Genomic DNA, 18,313 nt, shown 5'->3' with positions numbered 1-18,313 from the left:
TGGCGTTCTCCTGCTTAATTACGGGCAATTTTCACCCGGCCATTGCATAAGCACACATTAAGGCTGGGGAAATTAACGTCCTGAAAAGTAATGGATACGCGTCCACACGCGGGAAATGTTAACTAAATTTTGCAATAAGGTTAACAAAAACCATAAGGCGAGCTTGCCAGTCATACCGCCAGATAACTAATCTGGGCTATGAATAAAAATTATCAATTTAATCAGCGCATTCGACTGCGCCACCTGCATACCTTTGTTGCCGTCGCGCAGCAGGGCACCCTCGGCCGCGCTGCGGAAACCCTTTCGCTGAGCCAGCCCGCCCTTTCCAAGACGCTGAATGAGCTGGAAGAACTGGCTGGTGCAAGGCTGTTTGAGCGCGGACGCCTCGGCGCGCAGCTGACGATGATGGGCGAGCAGTTCCTCACACACGCGGTGAGAGTGCTCGATGCGCTAAATCACGCAGGACAGTCGTTTAATACGCCGCTGCCACAGGAGCCGGAAGTGCTGAGGGTATGCGTGTTAACCACCGTCGCGCTCGGCATGCTGCCTTCTATCCTCGATCGCTTCCATCAGCAGCGGCCGCAAACCATTGTGCAGGTCGCCACGCTGCACAATAACGTGCTGATAGCCGGTCTAAAGGCCGGAGAGTTTGATGTAGGTATTGGCCGAATGGCCGACGCGGAGCTGATGACCGGGCTGACGTATGAACTGCTGTTCCTTGAGTCGCTGCGGCTGGTGGTTCGTCCGGATCATCCACTGATGAGTGACAACGTCACGCTATCCCGCGCCCTGTCGTGGCCGGTGGTTATCTCACCGGAGGGCACCGCGCCGCGCCGACTGGCCGAAGCGATGCTGAAAGAACAGGGATGCAGCCTGCCGCCTACGCTGGTGGAGACCTCTGCCACCTCGCTGGCCCGCCAGCTGGCGCTGCGCTACAACTATGTCTGGTTCGTGCCGTCGGGTGCGATAAAAGAAGATCTGCTGCACAATTCCCTGGCCGCGCTGCCGATTGCGTCACACGGACCAGGCGAGCCGGTCGGGATCCTGACGCCTTCGGGCGTTCCGCTCAGCCTGAGCGCGGAGATCCTGCTGGCCACCATCCGCAAATCCCACTCCGGCTAGTTTCTCAGCGGCTGCGTCTGGCGTTTTGCTCGCGGTTTTCCAGCCGCGCGCGCTCGCTTTTTCGCAGGGCAACGTAGCAGGCACCGCTGCCGCCGTGGTGAGGCTGCGCGCTGCAAAAAGCCTGGACATCGTCAAACTGCCGCAGCCAGCGCATCAGATAGCTGCGAATAATATTGGCGTGGGAGGTATCGTGGCGCGCCTTGCCGTGAATAATCAGCACATTACGCATATCGTCCCGCTGCGCCTGGCGCATAAACAGGTACAGCTTCTGCCTGCTGCTTTCTGCCGATTGCTTGATCAGATTCAGATTGGCCTGCGGCGGATATTTGCCCTGGCGAAGCTTGTCGAGCACGCCGGGCTGTATGCCATCTGCAAGATACTCCAACGGCTGCGTTCCGGGCACCACCTCCAACAGTCCGGTGGTCAGGGGATTATCCAGCTGCGCTTCCCACTGCCTGTCTCTGGGCGGTTTAGCCGAGGGCGATTTTTGCCACATAATACTGCTGCAGTCTTTCATCGGCGTCACATCTTCCATCGCATGGCGGAAGATATCGCTTTCATCAGGGTTGAAGGTCATCACTCACTCCTTTTACTGGCACCTGCGGCGCGATAAGTCAGCCCGAAACGTTTTAGCGCGTGACGATGAGTTTAGCAAGCGGAGGGATGGAAACGCGAAATCTTGCGCTAAATTCGGTTTTGGCGAGTGCAACAATTTTCCGGTTAAATGTAAATTATGATGGCAGAGAGCAGAATAACACGCTGAGTAAATTGGATTTTAAGGCGATAAATAGCGAATAAATAACCATTGAGCAGATTTAAGTTTGTTAATGGGATGTTTTTTACCATACAATTCACGGAGATAGCATTTGTTAATGACATCCACAGTTTTTATGTGGCTAAAACTGCTCTGATGAGTTTCATTTTGTAAGTCAAAACGGTAAAATTGATATCAGTCAATTATCACAGAGCGTACATTATGATTCCAGAAAAGAGAATTATCAGTCGACGCATACAATCAGGTGGTTGCGCCATTCACTGCCAGGATTGCAGCATCAGTCAACTCTGCATCCCCTTCACGCTAAACGAACATGAACTCGACCAGCTTGATAATATCATCGAGCGCAAAAAGCCCATTCAAAAAGGCCAGACGCTGTTTAAAGCGGGTGACGAACTGAAGTCGCTGTACGCTATCCGCTCCGGCACCATCAAAAGCTATACCATTACCGAACAGGGCGATGAGCAGATTACCGGCTTCCATCTGGCGGGCGATCTGGTTGGCTTCGACGCCATCAGCGGCAGTCAGCATCCCAGCTTTGCCCAGGCGCTGGAAACCGCAATGGTCTGCGAGATTCCTTTTGAAACGCTGGACGACCTCTCCGGTAAAATGCCCAGCCTTCGCCAGCAGATGATGCGTCTGATGAGCGGGGAAATTAAGGGTGACCAGGAGATGATTCTGCTGCTGTCGAAGAAAAATGCTGAAGAGCGCCTTGCCGCGTTTATCTACGGTCTTTCTCGCCGTTTCGGCCAGCGCGGATTTTCGCAGCGCGAGTTCCGTCTGACCATGACGCGGGGCGATATTGGTAACTACCTGGGACTGACGGTAGAAACGATTAGCCGCCTGCTTGGCCGCTTTCAGAAAAACGGAATGCTGGCGGTGAAGGGCAAATATATCACGATTGAAAATCATGAAATCCTCTCCCAGCTTGCTGGCCAAAGCAGAGCTATCGCCTGACGTTTTGCCGGGTCAATATTTGTTATTTTATTGATCCGGCAATATCTTTTCCCCTTTTTCCTTTCGTCCGATTGGGCTATCTTTAACTGACACGCTCAGTGTACGGAGAACCCATTATGGCTAACTATCAAAACATCCTTGTGGCTATCGACCCGCAGCAGGACGACCAGCCGGCCCTGCGGCGCGCGGTGTATCTCAATCAGCGCCTTGGCGGTAAGATTACCTGTTTTCTTCCGATCTATGATTTCTCCTACGAGATGACCACCCTGCTGTCGCCTGACGAGCGCTTAACGATGCGCAAAGGCGTCATCAGCCAGCGCACTGAGTGGATTCGCCAGCAGGCGCAGGCCTATCTGGCCGCCGGGGTGCAAATTGATATTAAAGTGGTGTGGCACAACCGGCCGTTCGAAGCGATTATTCAGGAAGTGCTGAATAACCGGCATGACCTGGTGATTAAAATGACGCATCAGCACGACCGCCTGCAGGCGGTGGTTTTCACCCCTACCGACTGGCATCTGCTGCGCAAGTGCCCTTGCCCGGTGTGGATGGTGAAAGATCAGGTCTGGCCGGAAGGGGCTAAAGCGCTGGTCGCCGTTAACCTCGCCAGCGAAGAGCCGCATCACGATCCGCTAAATACCAAGCTGGTGAAAGAGACGCTGGATCTGGCCGAACGCGTGAACCACACCGAAGTGCATCTGGTGGGGGCCTATCCGGTGACGCCAATCAATATCGCCATCGAACTGCCCGATTTTGACCCCAGCGTCTATAACGATGCGATTCGTGGGCAGCATCTGGTGGCGATGAAGGCACTGCGCCAGTCGTTCGGCATTGATGAGAAATTCACCCACGTGGAGAAAGGTCTGCCGGAAGAAGTGATCCCGGAGCTGGCCGATCATCTGTCGGTCGGTGTGGTGGTGCTGGGCACTATCGGACGTACCGGCCTTTCCGCCGCGTTCCTCGGCAATACCGCCGAGCAGGTCATCGATCATCTGCGCTGCGACCTGTTAGCCATTAAGCCTGACGGTTTTGCTTCACCGGTCGAACTGGACGACGACGAAGACGATTAATCGTCGTGGGCGCAGAAGCCATCGTTAGCCTCTGCGCCCGAATCTTCCTTGCCACGGTCTTCCCGCTATCATCTGCACTTACCCTGCTAATTGGCTGCTCTCTGGAGGAATATATTCCTGCTTTTGAGAAGGCGGCAAGTTTAAATTTCGCCTCGATGTTAAATATTTGTTTAATTCATCCATCCAGAATCGGCGATAATTTATTCCCTGTCGCAATCACGTTAAAAAACAGCTTAATGATAAGAATTATCCTTTAACATTATAAATAAAAGCCGTTACACTCAGCCGGTCTTTTTACTTTGCCAGAGATTGCCCTTTTGGTTTTATATCGTCTGTCACAGCGCCGAATACCCGCACTGATCGCCATTCTGGCGATTTTGCTGCTGTTTATCGCGCCGGACATTTCGCAATCGCTGATGCATCGCCAGTCCTCCGACGAAACGGCTGGCACGATGCAGGATATGGCGTCGATACATCATATGTCCGCGATGCGCGATGATATCAATTTGCAAGGTATGGCTGCTGGTGATAGATCGTCAGCGGTGAACACCTCATTAAATGGCACGCACGATCACTCAGCCATATCACCGCATGTTGGCGTAGATACCCGCGATAGTGCTATCGGCCACAGCAGCCACAGCAGCCACAGCAGCCACAGCAGCCACAGCAGCAGCGTAACCGGCTCCATCGACCAAACGCAACATGCCCTTACTCCCAAGCCGCCTCACACCATGAGCATGAGCATGAGCATTAGCATGAATATGGGCATGGGCATGGGCATGGGCATGGGCATGGGCATGATGGACGAATTTGCCTGCGGCTACTGCCAGCTGCTGGTTCACGTGCCGATGCTGGTATGGATTTTCATTCCGGTGCTGCTACTGATGCTGCTGGTGAGCCAGCCGCCGCGTCCGCGTCCGCTGACCGTTTATCACCCTACCGTTTATCCCGGCCCCTGCCAGCCGCGCGCCCCGCCTGTTTTTTAATTCCTGAGATTTTATTCAAATCCATCATTCGCGTACGATGAATATATCGCCGTGACAAAAATAATAATGTGATTTTCACAGGACTGCGCACGTCTGAATTATTTACCCCATTCAATCTGAAGTGAGTTAATAACAGCACAGATTGGCAGGAGAGAAGTAATTAACGGGCGGGCGTTGATTGTTAAAACAGGAATAATAAATGAAGGCATTTCCCCTGCGCGGCTCACTGCTGAGTGCGGCCCTTTCCATCGCGTGGCAAAGCCAGGCGGCCTCCGATCCTCATCATCCCGTCATTAACGATGATGCCGTGATCACCGTGACCGCGCCGCTGTCGAATCCGCTTAACGTGGTTACATCGCCTAAAACACCACGACAGCCGGTTCCCGCCAGTGACGGCTCTGACTATCTGAAAACCATCCCCGGCTTTGCGCAGGTGCGCAACGGCGGCACCAACGGCGATCCGGTCTTTCGCGGTATGTTTGGCTCACGACTGCGCATTCTCACCGACGGCGGAGAGATGCCGGGTGCCTGCCCGGCGCGAATGGATGCCCCAACCTCATATATTTCGCCGGAAAGCTACGATTTGCTAAGCATCACCAAAGGCCCGCAGACCGTACTCTGGGGGCCGGGAAATTCGGCGGGCACCATTCGCTTTGAGCGCCAGCCGCCGCAGTTTACCGAGCCGGGGATCAAAGGCGATGCCAGCCTGCTGGCCGCATCAAACCATCGCTACGATGAGAATGCGGACCTCAGCCTCGGCAGTGAACAGGGCTATCTGCGTCTGCTGGGCAACAAATCCCGCTCGGATGACTACAGGGACGGTAACGGCGATCGCGTTGCTTCCCGCTGGGATAAATGGAACGCCGACATCGCGCTGGGCTGGACGCCGGACGCCGATACGCTGCTGGAACTGAGCGCCGGGCGCGGCAACGGTGAAGCCCGCTACGCCGGGCGCAGCATGGACGGTTCGCAGTTTAAGCGCGAAAGGCTGGGTCTGCGCTTCGAAAAATCCAATATCGGTGAGGTGCTGGATAAGGTTGAGGCACAAATTTATTACAACTATGCCGACCATATTATGGATAATATCACCCTGCGTTCACCGACTGCCGGAATGGGCAGCATGGATGGCATGGCGATGGGCGGGATGGATATGAGCAGCGGCATGTCGGGTCGGCTCGATCGCCGTACAGTTGGCGGACGGGCGATGGCCACGCTCATGCTGGGTGACGTGAAGCTGGAAAGCGGCATGGATATGCAGACCAGTACCCACCGTCAGCGCAGCGACGATGAGTGGCGTAAAGATGCCCGCTTCCACGATATCGGCGTATTCAGTGAACTAAGCTGGTCGGCGAGCGAGCAGGATAACATCGTTGGCGGTGCGCGGCTGGATCGCACGTGGGTGGATAATTTCAGTATGAGTGGTGAAGGCGAGCGCAGCGATACCCTGCCCGCCGGGTTCATCCGTCTGGAGCATACGCTCAACGACGTGCCGCTGATGCTGTATGCTGGCGTCGGGTATACCGAACGTTTCCCGGATTACTGGGAGCTGTTCTCGCCCACGACCGGCGCAGATGGCCGTTCAGCGGCGTTTGATACGGTCAGGCCAGAGAAGACTACCCAGCTGGACTTCGGCGCCAAGTATTCCGGCGATCGCCTTAACGGCTGGCTGTCGGCCTACGTTGGCCGGGTGAACGATTTTATTTTGTTTAACTACGATGCGGCCGACAGCAGTCTCAGCCGTGCCAGCAACGTTGATGCGACCATCATGGGTGCCGAGGCCGGTTACAGCTACAGGCTGACCGAGCACTGGTCAACGGATGCCAGCCTGGCGTGGGCATGGGGCAAAAACCGCAGCGATAACGCGGCCCTGCCGCAGATGCCGCCGCTTGATGCACGGCTCGGACTGGGCTGGGAGAACGGACCGTTCAGCACCAGCGCCCTGCTGCGGATGGTCAGCCATCAGGATCGCATCGCGCTGAATCAGGGAAATGTGGTCGGCAAAGATTTTAGCCGCAGCCCCGGCTTCAGCATTTTCTCCGCCAATGCGGCCTGGAAGTTCAATCCGCATCTTAAGCTGAGCGCCGGCGTTGATAATATTTTCAATCAGGCGTATAGCGAACATCTTAATCTGGCGGGTAACAGCAGCTTTGGCTACTCGTCCAATACCCCGGTTAATGAGCCAGGTCGTACCTGGTGGGCAAAAGTTAACGTGAAGTTCTGAAGAGCATACAGGAGTAATTTATGGCGTTTTTACCACCGGGCAAAAAGAGAAGGAATTTTCTGACCGCCCAGGCCTGCGTTTTCATTGTCGTAGCCATTATCATGACCCGCGCAATCATTGGCGGAGCCATTCAGGAATACAACATGCCGCTGTCTACCTGGCCGGTAGGGCTGTATATCTCTGAATTCTTCATGATCGTGATTTACAGCAGCGTATTCACCCTGCTGTTCTCCATCCCGCTGTGGTACTTCTTTATTGGTACCCAGGATCCGGAGCAGAAAAAGTAGCGCATGTCGTACTGCGTACCTGATTGAGCGCGCTGTGGGAAACCATCCCTCAGGGGAGTGGGTTTACGCTGGCAATGAAAAAAGGGGCAACCGGTTAACGGTCGCCCCTTTTGTTTTTCGCGGCTTACAGCGCTTTCAGAATGGCATCCACGGTGGCTTTCGCGTCACCGAACAGCATCTGGGTGTTCTCTTTAAAGAACAGCGGATTCTGCACGCCTGCGTAGCCGGTATTCATCGAACGTTTGAACACCACCACGTTTTGCGCCTTCCACACTTCCAGCACCGGCATGCCGGCGATTGGGCTGCGCGGATCTTCCTGCGCCGCCGGGTTCACGGTGTCGTTAGCACCGATAACCAGCACGGTATCGGTACCGGCGAAGTCATCGTTGATCTCGTCCATTTCCAGCACGATGTCGTAAGGCACTTTGGCTTCGGCCAGCAGCACGTTCATGTGGCCAGGCAGACGACCGGCAACCGGATGGATACCGAACCGCACGGAGATGCCGCGCGCACGCAGTTTCTCGGCAATTTCCGCCACCGGGTACTGCGCCTGCGCCACCGCCATGCCGTAGCCCGGGGTGATGATTACCGAGTTGGAGCCTTTCAGCAGTTCTGCTGTGCCCGCCGCGTCGATCTCGCGGTACTCGCCCATCTCTTCGTCTTCGCCGGTTGAGCTGCTGTCGGTCCCGAAGCCACCCGCGATAACACTGATAAACGAACGGTTCATCGCCTTACACATAATGTAGGAGAGGATCGCACCGCTTGAACCCACCAGCGCACCGGTAACGATCAGCAGGTCGTTGCTCAGCATAAAGCCCGCCGCCGCCGCCGCCCAGCCCGAGTAGGAGTTCAGCATGGATACCACCACCGGCATATCCGCACCACCGATCGACGCCACCAGATGCCAGCCGAACGCCAGGGCGATCAGGGTCATCACCAGCAGCGCGAAGCCCTGTGCGCCAACGCTTTCGGAACGCACAAACAGCACCAGCAGCAGGAAAGACACCACCAGCGCCAGCAGGTTCAGCTTATGGCGATGCGGCAGCATCAGCGGACGCGAGGAGATTTTCCCGCGCAGCTTGCCGAAGGCCACAATCGAGCCGGTAAAGGTGACCGCACCGATAAAGATACCGATAAACACTTCGGTCAGATGGATATTTTCCATCACCGGCAGCAGGCCAGGCGCGTGGTCGAGGTAGCTGTTAAAGCCCACCAGCACCGCCGCCAGACCCACGAAGCTGTGCAGCACCGCCACCAGTTCCGGCATTTCGGTCATTTCGACCTTCTTCGCCAGACGAATACCGATCGCCCCACCAATGACCATCGCCAGCAGCACCCAGGCGATGTTGCCGGAGTCCGGGCCAAAGATGGTAGCCACCAGCGCCAGCGCCATACCGCTGATGCCGAAGATATTCCCCTGTTTCGAGGTTTCATGTTTAGACAGCCCGGCAAGGCTGCAAATAAACAGGATCGCAGCAACAATGTATGCTGCAGTCACTAATCCGCCAGACATGGACAAACCCCTCAGTTTTTACGGAACATTTTCAGCATGCGCTGGGTGACGGTGAAGCCACCAAAGATATTGATGCTGGCGATCAGCACCGCGATAAACGACAGGAAGCTGACCCAGCCGCCGTGGCCAATTTGCAGGACCGCACCGATCACGATAATGCCGGAAATCGCATTGGTGACCGACATCAGCGGGGTATGCAGCGCATGGCTGACGTTCCAGACCACGTAGTATCCCACCACGCAGGAGAGCGCGAACACGGTAAAGTGCGAGAGGAATTCCGGCGGCGCCACGTTGGCCAGCCAGCCAAACAGTACGATGGCCAGCGCCAGCAGCAGGTACTTACGCAGCGGAGAGGCCGGTTTCTTCACCTCTTCGGCGGTTTTCACTTCCACTTTCGGCGCTTTTGGCGCGGCGGAAACCTGAATCGGCGGCGCAGGCCAGGTGATTTCGCCATCGCGGATCACGGTTACGCCGCGCACCACGACATCCTCAAAGTCGATAACGATTTCGCCGTTCTTCTCCTTGCACAGCAGCTTCAGCAGGTTAACCAGGTTGGTACCGTAAAGCTGGGAAGACTGCGTCGGCAGGCGGCTAGGCAGATCGGTGTAGCCGATGATCTTCACGCCGTTCGGCGTGACGGTGACTTTATCCGCCACGGTCAGCTCGCAGTTGCCGCCGGTTTGCGCCGCCAGATCGACGATCACGCTGCCCGGTTTCATCGACGCCACCATTTCGGCGGTAATCAGTTTCGGTGCAGGCCTGCCCGGGATCAGTGCGGTGGTAACGATGATGTCCACTTCTGCGGCCTGAGCCGCAAACAGCGCCATCTCGGCCTTAATAAAGGCTTCCGACATCACCTTCGCGTAGCCGTCGCCGCTGCCCGCTTCTTCCTCGAAGTCCAGCTCAAGGAATTCGGCGCCCATACTCTGCACCTGCTCCTTCACTTCCGGGCGGGTGTCGAAGGCACGGACGATCGCACCCAGGCTGCGCCCGGCTCCGATTGCGGCAAGACCGGCCACGCCCGCACCAATCACCATCACTTTGGCAGGCTGTACTTTACCCGCGGCGGTGATTTGTCCGGTGAAGAAGCGGCCAAACTCGTGAGCGGCCTCCACAATCGCGCGGTAACCGGCGATGTTGGCCATTGAACTCAGCGCATCCAGCGACTGCGCGCGAGAAATACGCGGCACGGCATCCATCGACATCACGGTCACTTTCCGCGCCGCCAGTTTTTCCAGCAGCGCCGGGTTCTGCGCAGGCCAGATAAAGCTGACCAGCGTGCTGCCTTCGCGCGTCAGGGCGATCTCTTCATCAACCGGCGCATTGACCTTTAGTACGATATCCGACTGCCAGACGTTCACCGCATCGGTGATGGTGGCACCGGCGGCAACATAGGCTGCATCGTCAAAGCTGGCGAGCTGACCCGCACCGCTTTCAATGGTGACGCTGAAGCCGAGTGATAGCAGCTGTTCCACCGTTTTCGGTGTTGCTGCCACGCGGGCTTCGTTGGCCAACCGTTCTTTGGTAATACCAATAAGCATAATCTTCCCTTTCATCAGAGAGTATGACGGTTTGTTGATACTGCTCCGGCCCATATGACCGAAACCATCTTGTTTCAAACTGTTTATAACCTACTGAAAATGTGTCTTTCGATCCAGCCACCACGAGCACTGGGGGCACTTTACCTATAAAAATTCAGTTCAGGCCCGGTTGAACCCTATATTGGACCTGAATTACCCGCTAAACCAACTATATTATGCTACGTAAAAATTTAACATTCTCAGTGTAGTCTTATCAAATACCATTAATTAACAATGCATTAACGAGTTAAGTGGTAATAATTACCTGCATAAGTGGTATGGAATGCACAAATGACTCGATTCAGCCAGCTTTCCTGACTATTCCAAAAAACGGAATACCCCCCCGCATAAAACCATAAAAAATGGCTGAGACAGGGGCATTATTACATGTAATAATCGTGAGCTAATCTGTTGAACATCAAGACTCCAGCACGTTTTCGTACTCATTTTGCGTAAGGCGAAGGATTATTTTTATGAAGCTGAAGAACACCATCCTGGCATCAGCCCTGTTGTCACTCACATCATTAACCGCAGTTCATGCGGCACAGGAACTGACGCCGGAGAAAGCCGCCGCGCTGAAACCGTTTGATCGGATCACCATCAATGGCCGTTTTAATGCCATCAATGAAGCCAGCAGCGCCGTCTCTAAACGTGCTGATGCGCTCGGTGCCGCCTCCTACTATATTCAGGGCATCAACGACACCAACGGCAACGGCGGCAACTGGAACGTGACTGCCGACCTGTACCGCGCAGATGCACCGGAAGCAACAAAGAATAAAGATCGGGTGATCAACGGCGTGCGCGAGCTGACTAAATCAGAAGCCTACACGCTGGAACCGTACGACACGGTCAGCGCCAGCGGCTTCTTCCGCAGCCAGCCGGATGTGAACGATGCGATCAGTCGTTCAGCCAAAGATAAGGGGGCGGCGTCCTTCTTTATCATTCGCCAGATCGATACCAACAACGGCGGCAACCAGATGATCACCGCCTACATCTATAAGGCCGATGCGCCTAAGCGTGTGGTGCAGCAGTCGTCTAACCTGATTCCTGCCGATTCCGAAGCGGGCAAAGCAGCACTGGCTGCCGGCGGTGCCGCAGCGAAGAACGTCGAGATCCCGGGCGTAGCGTCTTCAGATACTCCAAGTAAAAACGTCGGTCGCTTCTTTGAAACGCAGAGCTCCAGTGGCCAGCGTTACACTGTCACACTGCCTAACGGCAAGAGCGTGCAGGAAGTGAATGCGATTACCGCAGCACAGATGCAGCCATTTGACAGCGTGACCTTTACCGGCCACTTCAGCACGCCAACCGAAATCTCGGAAGAAGTCGGTAAGCGCGCCGTTGCCAAGGGTGCGAAGTACTATCACGTCACTCGCCAGTGGTCTAACCAGAGCGGCGGCAACCTGACCGTCAGTGCCGATCTGTTTAAGTAACGACCAAACAGTATGCAACGCGGGCAGCCTTCGGGCTGCCCTTTTTGTTGGTGAATAATCTGCGGTGATTTGTGCATAGTAAATCATTGCATCCCCTCTCCTCACTCCGTAAAATCGCCCCCCTTTGCAGGGCTATCGTTCACCTAATCGCACAATTACCCTGAGTAAAATTCACACCCATCGAATTAACTGGCTTTTTATTCTGTTTCTGGAGTCATTTTTGGACAAAAAACTAGGGCTTACTGCCCTTACCGCGCTGGTGCTCAGCTCTATGCTCGGTGCCGGGGTTTTCAGCCTGCCGCAAAACATGGCAGCGGTCGCCAGTCCGGCGGCATTGCTGATTGGCTGGGGCATTACCGGCGTCGGGATCCTGCTGCTGGCTACCGCCATGCTGCTGCTGACCCGGATGAAACCAGAGCTGGATGGCGGGATATTTACCTATGCGCAGGCGGGTTTCGGTGAGCTGATTGGCTTCTGCTCCGCGTGGGGCTACTGGCTGTGTGCGGTGATCGCCAACGTGTCATATCTGGTTATCGTTTTTTCCGCGATGAGCTTCTTTACCGATTCACCGGATCGCATCGTGTTTGGCGACGGCAATACCTGGCAGGCCATGCTAGGAGCCTCGGTGCTGCTATGGGGAGTGCATGCGCTGGTGCTGCGCGGCGTGCAGACCGCGGCCGGGATCAATCTGGTTGCCACGCTCGGCAAACTGCTGCCGCTGGGGCTTTTCGTGGTGCTGGCTATTGCTGCCTTCAACTACGACCGCTTCCGCATTGATTTCAGCGGGCTGTCGCTGGGCAAACCGGTGTGGCAGCAGGTGAAGGACACTATGCTGATTACCCTGTGGGTGTTTATCGGCGTGGAAGGCGCGGTGGTGGTGTCGTCCCGCGCCCGGCACAAGCGCGATGTCGGCCGCGCGACGCTGCTGGCGGTGGTGGCTGCGCTGGTCGTTTATCTGCTGGTGACGCTGCTCTCGCTCGGCGTGGTGCCGCGTGCCGAGCTGGCGGAAATGCGCAACCCGTCGGTGGCGGGCCTGATGACCACGCTGATCGGCCACTGGGGCAACCTGATAATCGTCAGCGGGCTGATTGTTTCCGTCTGCGGTGCCTATCTTAGCTGGACGATTATGGCCGCCGAAGTGCCGATGATTGCCGCACAGCACGGCGCATTTCCGCGCATCCTCAGCCGTCAGAACGCGCGGGGCGCACCCGCCGCCTCGCTGTGGCTGACCAACGGCTGCGTCCAGCTGTGCCTGATCCTGATCTGGCTGACCGGAGCGGACTACAACACGCTGCTGACTATCGCATCAGAGATGATTCTGGTGCCGTATTTTCTGGTGGGTGCCTATTTATTCAAGCTGGCGTATCGCAAGGGGCAGCCAGCCGTGACGGCGGTCGCCGCAGGTGCCAGCCTTTATGGGCTATGGCTGCTGTACGCTTCCGGACCGCTGCATCTGCTGCTGTCTGTAGTGCTTTACGCCCCGGGAATGCTGCTGTTTTTATTCGCCCGCCGTAAAGGACGGGCGCTTGCGGCACTGAATCCGCTGGAGAAGGTCGCGATGGGTATACTGGTCGTGGCCGCCCTGCCGGCAGCCTGGATGCTGATGCAGTAACCGTCAGTGCGACAGCGGCGGGATGACGATATGCAGTCGATCGTCCTGCTGCCGGATCTCCAGCGGACGGGCGTATTCCTCGCGTACCGTGGTCAGTTGCGATTCAGAAAGCGGATAAGGCAGAAGGATTTCAAAGCGAGAGATTTGCTGCTGCTGCGCAAGCGCGATCAGCCGAACGATGTTGATTTCATCACTGACCTGGGTGGAGATAATCTGTAGCGCAAGGTCTTTCAGTCGTTCCGGCGCGGCGCGGGGGGCGGCAGCCGTTTTCCGGGTGACGATGCCAAAAAACGGGATAACGCCGTAAATTGCATCAACAAAGCTCCAGCGTTTCTTACAGGAGGCGGAAAGGAAATCGATATAATTTATACAGACAGGATCGCTGTTTCCCACTGCAGCCAGCTTAGTTTCTGACACCCTTTCCTCCTTTTTGTTACACGCCTGAACAGCCCTGGCGGCTATAATGACATACTCGACGGCCATTATACTACATTCATAAGATTAACAGATGTAAGGATCCTCCCAGGCGTTTCTCCGACGATTTCACACAGGTTAATAGGCGTTATCCCTGAGAAAGGATAAGCTACTGTCATCTACGGCCCGATAAATCGCATCATGAATAAAATAGTATTTGTTGAAGACGACAAAGACGTAGGCGAGCTGATTGCCGCCTACCTGGGAAGGCACGACATCGAGGTCATCGTTGAAGGCCGGGGAGACAAGGCGGAAGCGACGATTATCGCCCACAACCCGGACCTGGTGATGCTGGATATTATGCTGCCCGGCAAGGACGGGATGACGCTGTGCCGCGATATTCGCAGCACCGGCGACTGGTCCGGCCCGATTGTGCTGCTCACCTCGCTGGACAGCGACATGAACCATATACTGTCACTGGAGATGGGCGCAAACGACTACATTCTGAAAACCACCCCACCGGCGGTGCTGCTGGCGCGCCTGCGGCTGCATCTGCGCCAGGCCGGGAGCAAAACGCAGGGAGAAGAGATCGCCCCGGCGGTTTCCAGCCAGAAAGGCCTGCGCTTCGGCACGCTGAGCATTGATACGGTTAACCGCCAGGTGACTCTTTCCGGTGAGATCATCGCCCTTTCCACCGCCGACTTCGATCTGCTGTGGGAGCTGGCAACCCATGCCGGAACCATCCTCAACCGCGATGCCCTGCTGAAAACCCTGCGCGGCGTCAGCTACGACGGCATGGATCGCAGCATCGACGTGGCGATTTCACGCCTGCGTAAAAAACTGCTGGATAGCGCCACCGAGCCGTACCGCATCAAAACCATCCGTAATAAAGGCTATCTGTTCGCGCCGCACGCCTGGGATGCCCAATGAGAAAGCTGTTTATTCAGTTTTATCTGCTGCTGTTTGTCTGCTTCCTGGTGATGGCGATGCTGGTCGGGCTGGTGTACAAATTTACCGCCGAACGCGCCGGTCGCCAGTCGATGGACGATCTAATGAAAAGTTCGCTGTATCTGATGCGCAGCGAACTGCGGGAGATCCCGCCGCGCGACTGGAACCGCACCATTAACAATCTCGATCTGAATCTTTCCTTTAAGCTGCACATCGAGCCGATGAGTAAATACCAGCTCGACCCGCCGACGCTGCGCCGCCTGCGCGCCGGAGAAATTGTCGCGCTGGACGACGAATACACCTTCCTGCAGCACATTCCGCGCAGCCACTACGTGCTGGCGGTAGGCCCGATCCCGTATCTGTTCTACCTGCACGAAATGCGCCTGCTGGATATCGCCCTGCTGGCGTTTATCGGTATTTCGCTGGCGCTGCCGGTGTTTATCTGGATGCGCCCGCACTGGCAGGACATGCTCAAGCTGGAGAATGCCGCGCAGCGCTTCGGCCAGGGCCATCTTGGCGAGCGCATTCATTTTGACAGCACGTCAAGCCTGCTGCGGCTCGGCGTCGCTTTCAACCAGATGGCCGATAATATCAACACCCTGGTCGCCAGTAAGAAGCAGCTGATCGACGGCATTGCCCATGAGCTGCGCACCCCGCTGGTGCGGCTGCGCTATCGTCTGGAAATGAGCGACAACCTCAGCGAGGCCGAATCCACGGCGCTGAATCGGGATATCGGCCAGTTGGAGGCGCTAATCGAAGAGCTGCTAACCTATGCCCGCCTCGATCGTCCGCGCGTGGAGCTGAATCTGCAAACGCTGGATCTGGCACAGTGGTTGCATGAACGGCTGCAGGATATCCGCCTGGTTAATCCCGATACCGAAATCGCGCTGGATACCCCACAGCGCGAAAACCACGGCGTCGCCGATACCCGCCTGATGGAACGCGTGCTGGATAATCTGGTGAATAACGCCCTGCGCTATGCCGACAAACGGCTGCGCGTCGGGCTGTGGTTTGACGGGGATATCGCCTGCCTGCAGGTGGAAGATGACGGCCCCGGCATTCCACAGGAAGAGCGCGAGCGGGTTTTCGAACCCTTTGTGCGGCTGGATCCGAGCCGCGATCGCGCTACCGGCGGCTGCGGCCTGGGGCTGGCGATTGTCCACTCCGTCGCTCAGGCTTTTGGCGGCTACGTCACCATCGACAGCAGCCCGCTCGGCGGTGCCAGCGTGCGCTTCTGCTGGCCGATAAATCATCCTTTGCGCGACGCCTGAGGCGTCTGATTTTCTCTTTTATTAAGGAATAGTATGTCATCTGCTTACGCGAATCTGACCCGCACCTTCCAGCGCCTGTCGCGCTTTGGTCATCTTGCTGCGATTACCGGCTGGGATATGCAAACTATGATGCCCGCCGGCGGCAGCCGCGCGCGCGGTGAGGCACTGGCGGAACTGAGCGTGCTGCGCCATGAAATCCTGACGGCAAAACAGGTGGGCGAATGGCTGAACCAGGCGCAGCAGGAAGATCTGGACGACGTAGCGCAGGCAAATCTGTACGAGATGCACCGCGCCTGGCAGCAGGCATCCCTGCTGCCCGCTTCGCTGGTTGAGGCCAAGTCCATCGCCGGTTCCCGCTGCGAGCATGCGTGGCGTCAGCAGCGTCCCGCCAACGACTGGACGGGCTTCGCCGCCAACCTGAAAGAGGTGGTGAAACTCAGCCGCGAGGAAGCGGAGATCCGCGCGCAGGCCAACGGCTGTTCACGCTATGACGCGCTGCTGGACGTTTTCGAACCGGGTATGACCAGCGCCAAGCTGGACAGTACTTTTGGCGATCTGAAACAGTGGCTGCCGGAACTGCTGCAAAAAATCGTTGAGCAGCAGGCGAAAGAGAAGGTTATTGTCCCTGCCGGGCCTTTCCCGCAGGAGCAGCAGAAAGAGCTGGGGCTGGCGATCATGCAGCTGCTGGGCTTCGATTTTAACGCCGGTCGCCTGGACGTCAGCGCGCATCCGTTCTGCGGCGGCGTACCGCAGGATGTGCGCATCACCACCCGCTATAAGAACGATGAGTTTATCAGCGCGATGATGGGCGTGATCCACGAGACCGGCCACGCGCGCTATGAGCAGAACCTGCCGCAGCAGTGGGCCGATCGGCCGGTGGCGCTGGCCCGTTCAACCGCCATTCATGAATCACAAAGTCTGTTCTTTGAGAAACAGCTGGGTCGCAGCCCGGAATTCCTCAGCCTGATCCAGCCGCTGGCTGTCAAGCTGCTGGGCGACCGTCCAGGTATGGAGACCACAAACTTTATTACGCTCAATCAGCGGGTGAAACCGGGGCTGATCCGCGTGGACGCCGATGAGGTCAGCTATCCCGCCCACGTGATCCTGCGCTATGAGATTGAACGTGCGCTGATTGCCGGAGAGATTGAGGTCGAGGATATCCCCACGCTGTGGCAGGAAAAAATGCAGCACTGGCTGGGCATTAATACCGCCGGCAACTATCGCGACGGCTGTATGCAGGATATCCACTGGACCGATGGCGCATTCGGCTACTTCCCGACCTATACGCTGGGCGCGATGTACGCCGCCCAGCTGTTCCAGGCGCTGAAGCGCGCCATTCCGCAGGTCGATGCACTGATCGCTCAGGGCGATTTGCAGCCGGTCTTCCACTGGCTGCAGCAGAATATCTGGCAGCACGGCAGCCGCTTCTCCACCCGCCAGCTGATTGAAAACGCCACCGGCGAAGATCTCAACCCGATCTGGTTCCGCCAGCATCTTGAGAGTCGCTATCTAAAGTAAATCCGCCGCTGTTACTTTCCCACGAGGGGGATGCGATCGCCGCATTCCCCTTTGTACATTCGGTTACACGCCGATACCAATCACTCACTGAAGCGCCCATCCCGTTCTCATATAGTTTACTCACCGGCCCCGCAGTGGGCTGACACATGAATAAACATTTGAGGGTTTTGCAATGAAAAAATTATTTGCTCTGGTTGTAGCCGCTGCAATGGGTCTGTCTTCAGTTGCTTTCGCCGCTGAGACCACAGCTGCCCCAGCTACCGCCGCACCAGCTGTTGCTGCTACCACCACGACTGCGGCGCCAGCTCCGGCTAAAGCCACCGCTAAACACCACAAAAAACACAAGAAAGCGACCGAGCAGAAAGCACAGGCTGCCAAGAAGCACCACAAAGCCGCTAAGAAACCAGTCGCTCAGAAAGCTCAGGCCGCTAAAAAGCACCACAAAGCTGCCAAGAAGCCAGTCGCTCAGAAAGCTCAGGCCGCTAAAAAGCACCACAAAGCTGCCAAGAAACCAGTAGCTCAGAAAGCTCAGGCCGCTAAAAAGCACCACAAAGCTGCCAAGAAACCAGTCGCTCAGAAAGCTCAGGCCGCTAAAAAGCACCACAAAGCTGC

At 56.5% G+C, this 18,313-nt stretch carries 15 protein-coding genes and 1 pseudogene (1 of these 16 running past the window's edge); 12 read left to right on the top strand and 4 right to left on the bottom strand.

What is annotated here, in order from left to right; all coding sequences use genetic code 11:
- The first annotated feature begins 198 nt into the window (after positions 1 to 198).
- Positions 199 to 1,122, top strand: a complete 924-nt coding sequence (locus EC836_RS02425) for a LysR substrate-binding domain-containing protein (RefSeq protein ID WP_123329790.1) — start codon at positions 199 to 201, stop codon at positions 1,120 to 1,122.
- Between the two features lie 4 nt (positions 1,123 to 1,126).
- On the opposite strand, the gene smrA is transcribed toward EC836_RS02425, so the two are convergent.
- Positions 1,127 to 1,699 (bottom strand): DNA endonuclease SmrA, encoded by a 573-nt coding sequence (smrA, locus tag EC836_RS02420; protein ID WP_123329788.1) that lies wholly within the window; start codon positions 1,697 to 1,699, stop codon positions 1,127 to 1,129.
- 399 nt (positions 1,700 to 2,098) lie between these two features.
- Here smrA and EC836_RS02415 point away from each other — a divergent pair, with 399 nt between their 5' ends.
- The 5 genes from EC836_RS02415 (at position 2,099) to EC836_RS02395 (ending at position 7,415) form a co-directional block, all read left to right on the top strand.
- Positions 2,099 to 2,854: an FNR family transcription factor gene (locus tag EC836_RS02415; protein ID WP_105594649.1), complete on the top strand. Its 756-nt coding sequence runs from the start codon at positions 2,099 to 2,101 to the stop codon at positions 2,852 to 2,854.
- Between the two features lie 116 nt (positions 2,855 to 2,970).
- Positions 2,971 to 3,921, top strand: a complete 951-nt coding sequence (gene uspE, locus EC836_RS02410) for a universal stress protein UspE (RefSeq protein ID WP_123329786.1) — start codon at positions 2,971 to 2,973, stop codon at positions 3,919 to 3,921.
- 317 nt (positions 3,922 to 4,238) lie between these two features.
- A complete protein-coding gene (locus EC836_RS02405; RefSeq protein ID WP_158612765.1) occupies positions 4,239 to 4,907 on the top strand; it encodes a DUF2946 domain-containing protein in 669 nt (222 codons plus the stop codon).
- A 199-nt stretch (positions 4,908 to 5,106) separates the two neighbouring features.
- On the top strand, positions 5,107 to 7,128 hold the full coding sequence (locus tag EC836_RS02400) for a TonB-dependent copper receptor (protein WP_123329782.1): 2,022 nt from the start codon (positions 5,107 to 5,109) through the stop codon (positions 7,126 to 7,128).
- Positions 7,129 to 7,148: 20 nt separating this feature from the next.
- Positions 7,149 to 7,415 (top strand): DUF2534 family protein, encoded by a 267-nt coding sequence (locus EC836_RS02395; RefSeq protein WP_123329780.1) that lies wholly within the window; start codon positions 7,149 to 7,151, stop codon positions 7,413 to 7,415.
- Between the two features lie 124 nt (positions 7,416 to 7,539).
- Here the strand turns inward: EC836_RS02395 and pntB are convergent, their stop codons facing one another.
- Positions 7,540 to 8,928 carry a Re/Si-specific NAD(P)(+) transhydrogenase subunit beta gene (pntB, locus tag EC836_RS02390; RefSeq protein ID WP_123329778.1) on the bottom strand — a complete coding sequence of 463 codons (1,389 nt, stop codon included), beginning with the start codon at positions 8,926 to 8,928 and terminating at the stop codon, positions 7,540 to 7,542.
- Between the two features lie 11 nt (positions 8,929 to 8,939).
- Positions 8,940 to 10,469, bottom strand: coding sequence for a Re/Si-specific NAD(P)(+) transhydrogenase subunit alpha (pntA, locus tag EC836_RS02385; RefSeq protein WP_123330722.1), 1,530 nt, complete (start codon positions 10,467 to 10,469; stop codon positions 8,940 to 8,942).
- Positions 10,470 to 10,981: 512 nt separating this feature from the next.
- On the opposite strand from pntA, the gene ydgH reads away from it, so the two are divergent.
- Complete coding sequence (gene ydgH, locus EC836_RS02380) at positions 10,982 to 11,938, top strand: DUF1471 family protein YdgH (RefSeq protein ID WP_123329777.1); 957 nt, start codon at positions 10,982 to 10,984, stop codon at positions 11,936 to 11,938.
- 220 nt (positions 11,939 to 12,158) lie between these two features.
- Positions 12,159 to 13,550 (top strand): amino acid permease, encoded by a 1,392-nt coding sequence (locus tag EC836_RS02375; protein ID WP_123329775.1) that lies wholly within the window; start codon positions 12,159 to 12,161, stop codon positions 13,548 to 13,550.
- 3 nt (positions 13,551 to 13,553) lie between these two features.
- Here the strand turns inward: EC836_RS02375 and EC836_RS02370 are convergent, their stop codons facing one another.
- On the bottom strand, positions 13,554 to 13,967 hold the full coding sequence (locus EC836_RS02370) for a hypothetical protein (protein ID WP_123329773.1): 414 nt from the start codon (positions 13,965 to 13,967) through the stop codon (positions 13,554 to 13,556).
- A gap of 198 nt (positions 13,968 to 14,165) precedes the next feature.
- Here EC836_RS02370 and rstA point away from each other — a divergent pair, with 198 nt between their 5' ends.
- The 4 genes and pseudogenes from rstA to asr form a co-directional block, all read left to right on the top strand.
- Positions 14,166 to 14,894 carry a two-component system response regulator RstA gene (gene rstA / locus EC836_RS02365; protein ID WP_123329771.1) on the top strand — a complete coding sequence of 243 codons (729 nt, stop codon included), beginning with the start codon at positions 14,166 to 14,168 and terminating at the stop codon, positions 14,892 to 14,894.
- Positions 14,891 to 16,183, top strand: a complete 1,293-nt coding sequence (gene rstB, locus EC836_RS02360; protein ID WP_123329769.1) for a two-component system sensor histidine kinase RstB — start codon at positions 14,891 to 14,893, stop codon at positions 16,181 to 16,183. The genes rstA and rstB overlap by 4 nt, the downstream gene beginning before the upstream one ends.
- A gap of 33 nt (positions 16,184 to 16,216) precedes the next feature.
- Positions 16,217 to 17,701 carry a carboxypeptidase M32 gene (locus EC836_RS02355; RefSeq protein ID WP_123329767.1) on the top strand — a complete coding sequence of 495 codons (1,485 nt, stop codon included), beginning with the start codon at positions 16,217 to 16,219 and terminating at the stop codon, positions 17,699 to 17,701.
- Positions 17,702 to 17,873: 172 nt separating this feature from the next.
- Positions 17,874 to 18,313 (top strand): annotated as a pseudogene (gene asr, locus EC836_RS24900) (acid resistance repetitive basic protein Asr) (its annotated part continues 109 nt past the right edge of the window); the annotation flags it as partial.

Source organism: Erwinia sp. JUb26 (genome assembly GCF_003751505.1).
GTDB lineage: Bacteria > Pseudomonadota > Gammaproteobacteria > Enterobacterales > Enterobacteriaceae > Erwinia.
This window is presented reverse-complemented; position numbering and strand designations above follow the sequence as displayed.

Coding starts and splice junctions, on each gene's coding strand:
- EC836_RS02425 (WP_123329790.1), top strand. CDS start 199: ATGAATAAAAATTATCAATTTAATCAGCGCATTCGACTGCGCCACCTG.
- smrA (WP_123329788.1), bottom strand. CDS start 1,699: ATGACCTTCAACCCTGATGAAAGCGATATCTTCCGCCATGCGATGGAA.
- EC836_RS02415 (WP_105594649.1), top strand. CDS start 2,099: ATGATTCCAGAAAAGAGAATTATCAGTCGACGCATACAATCAGGTGGT.
- uspE (WP_123329786.1), top strand. CDS start 2,971: ATGGCTAACTATCAAAACATCCTTGTGGCTATCGACCCGCAGCAGGAC.
- EC836_RS02400 (WP_123329782.1), top strand. CDS start 5,107: ATGAAGGCATTTCCCCTGCGCGGCTCACTGCTGAGTGCGGCCCTTTCC.
- EC836_RS02395 (WP_123329780.1), top strand. CDS start 7,149: ATGGCGTTTTTACCACCGGGCAAAAAGAGAAGGAATTTTCTGACCGCC.
- pntB (WP_123329778.1), bottom strand. CDS start 8,928: ATGTCTGGCGGATTAGTGACTGCAGCATACATTGTTGCTGCGATCCTG.
- pntA (WP_123330722.1), bottom strand. CDS start 10,469: ATGCTTATTGGTATTACCAAAGAACGGTTGGCCAACGAAGCCCGCGTG.
- ydgH (WP_123329777.1), top strand. CDS start 10,982: ATGAAGCTGAAGAACACCATCCTGGCATCAGCCCTGTTGTCACTCACA.
- rstA (WP_123329771.1), top strand. CDS start 14,166: ATGAATAAAATAGTATTTGTTGAAGACGACAAAGACGTAGGCGAGCTG.
- rstB (WP_123329769.1), top strand. CDS start 14,891: ATGAGAAAGCTGTTTATTCAGTTTTATCTGCTGCTGTTTGTCTGCTTC.
- EC836_RS02355 (WP_123329767.1), top strand. CDS start 16,217: ATGTCATCTGCTTACGCGAATCTGACCCGCACCTTCCAGCGCCTGTCG.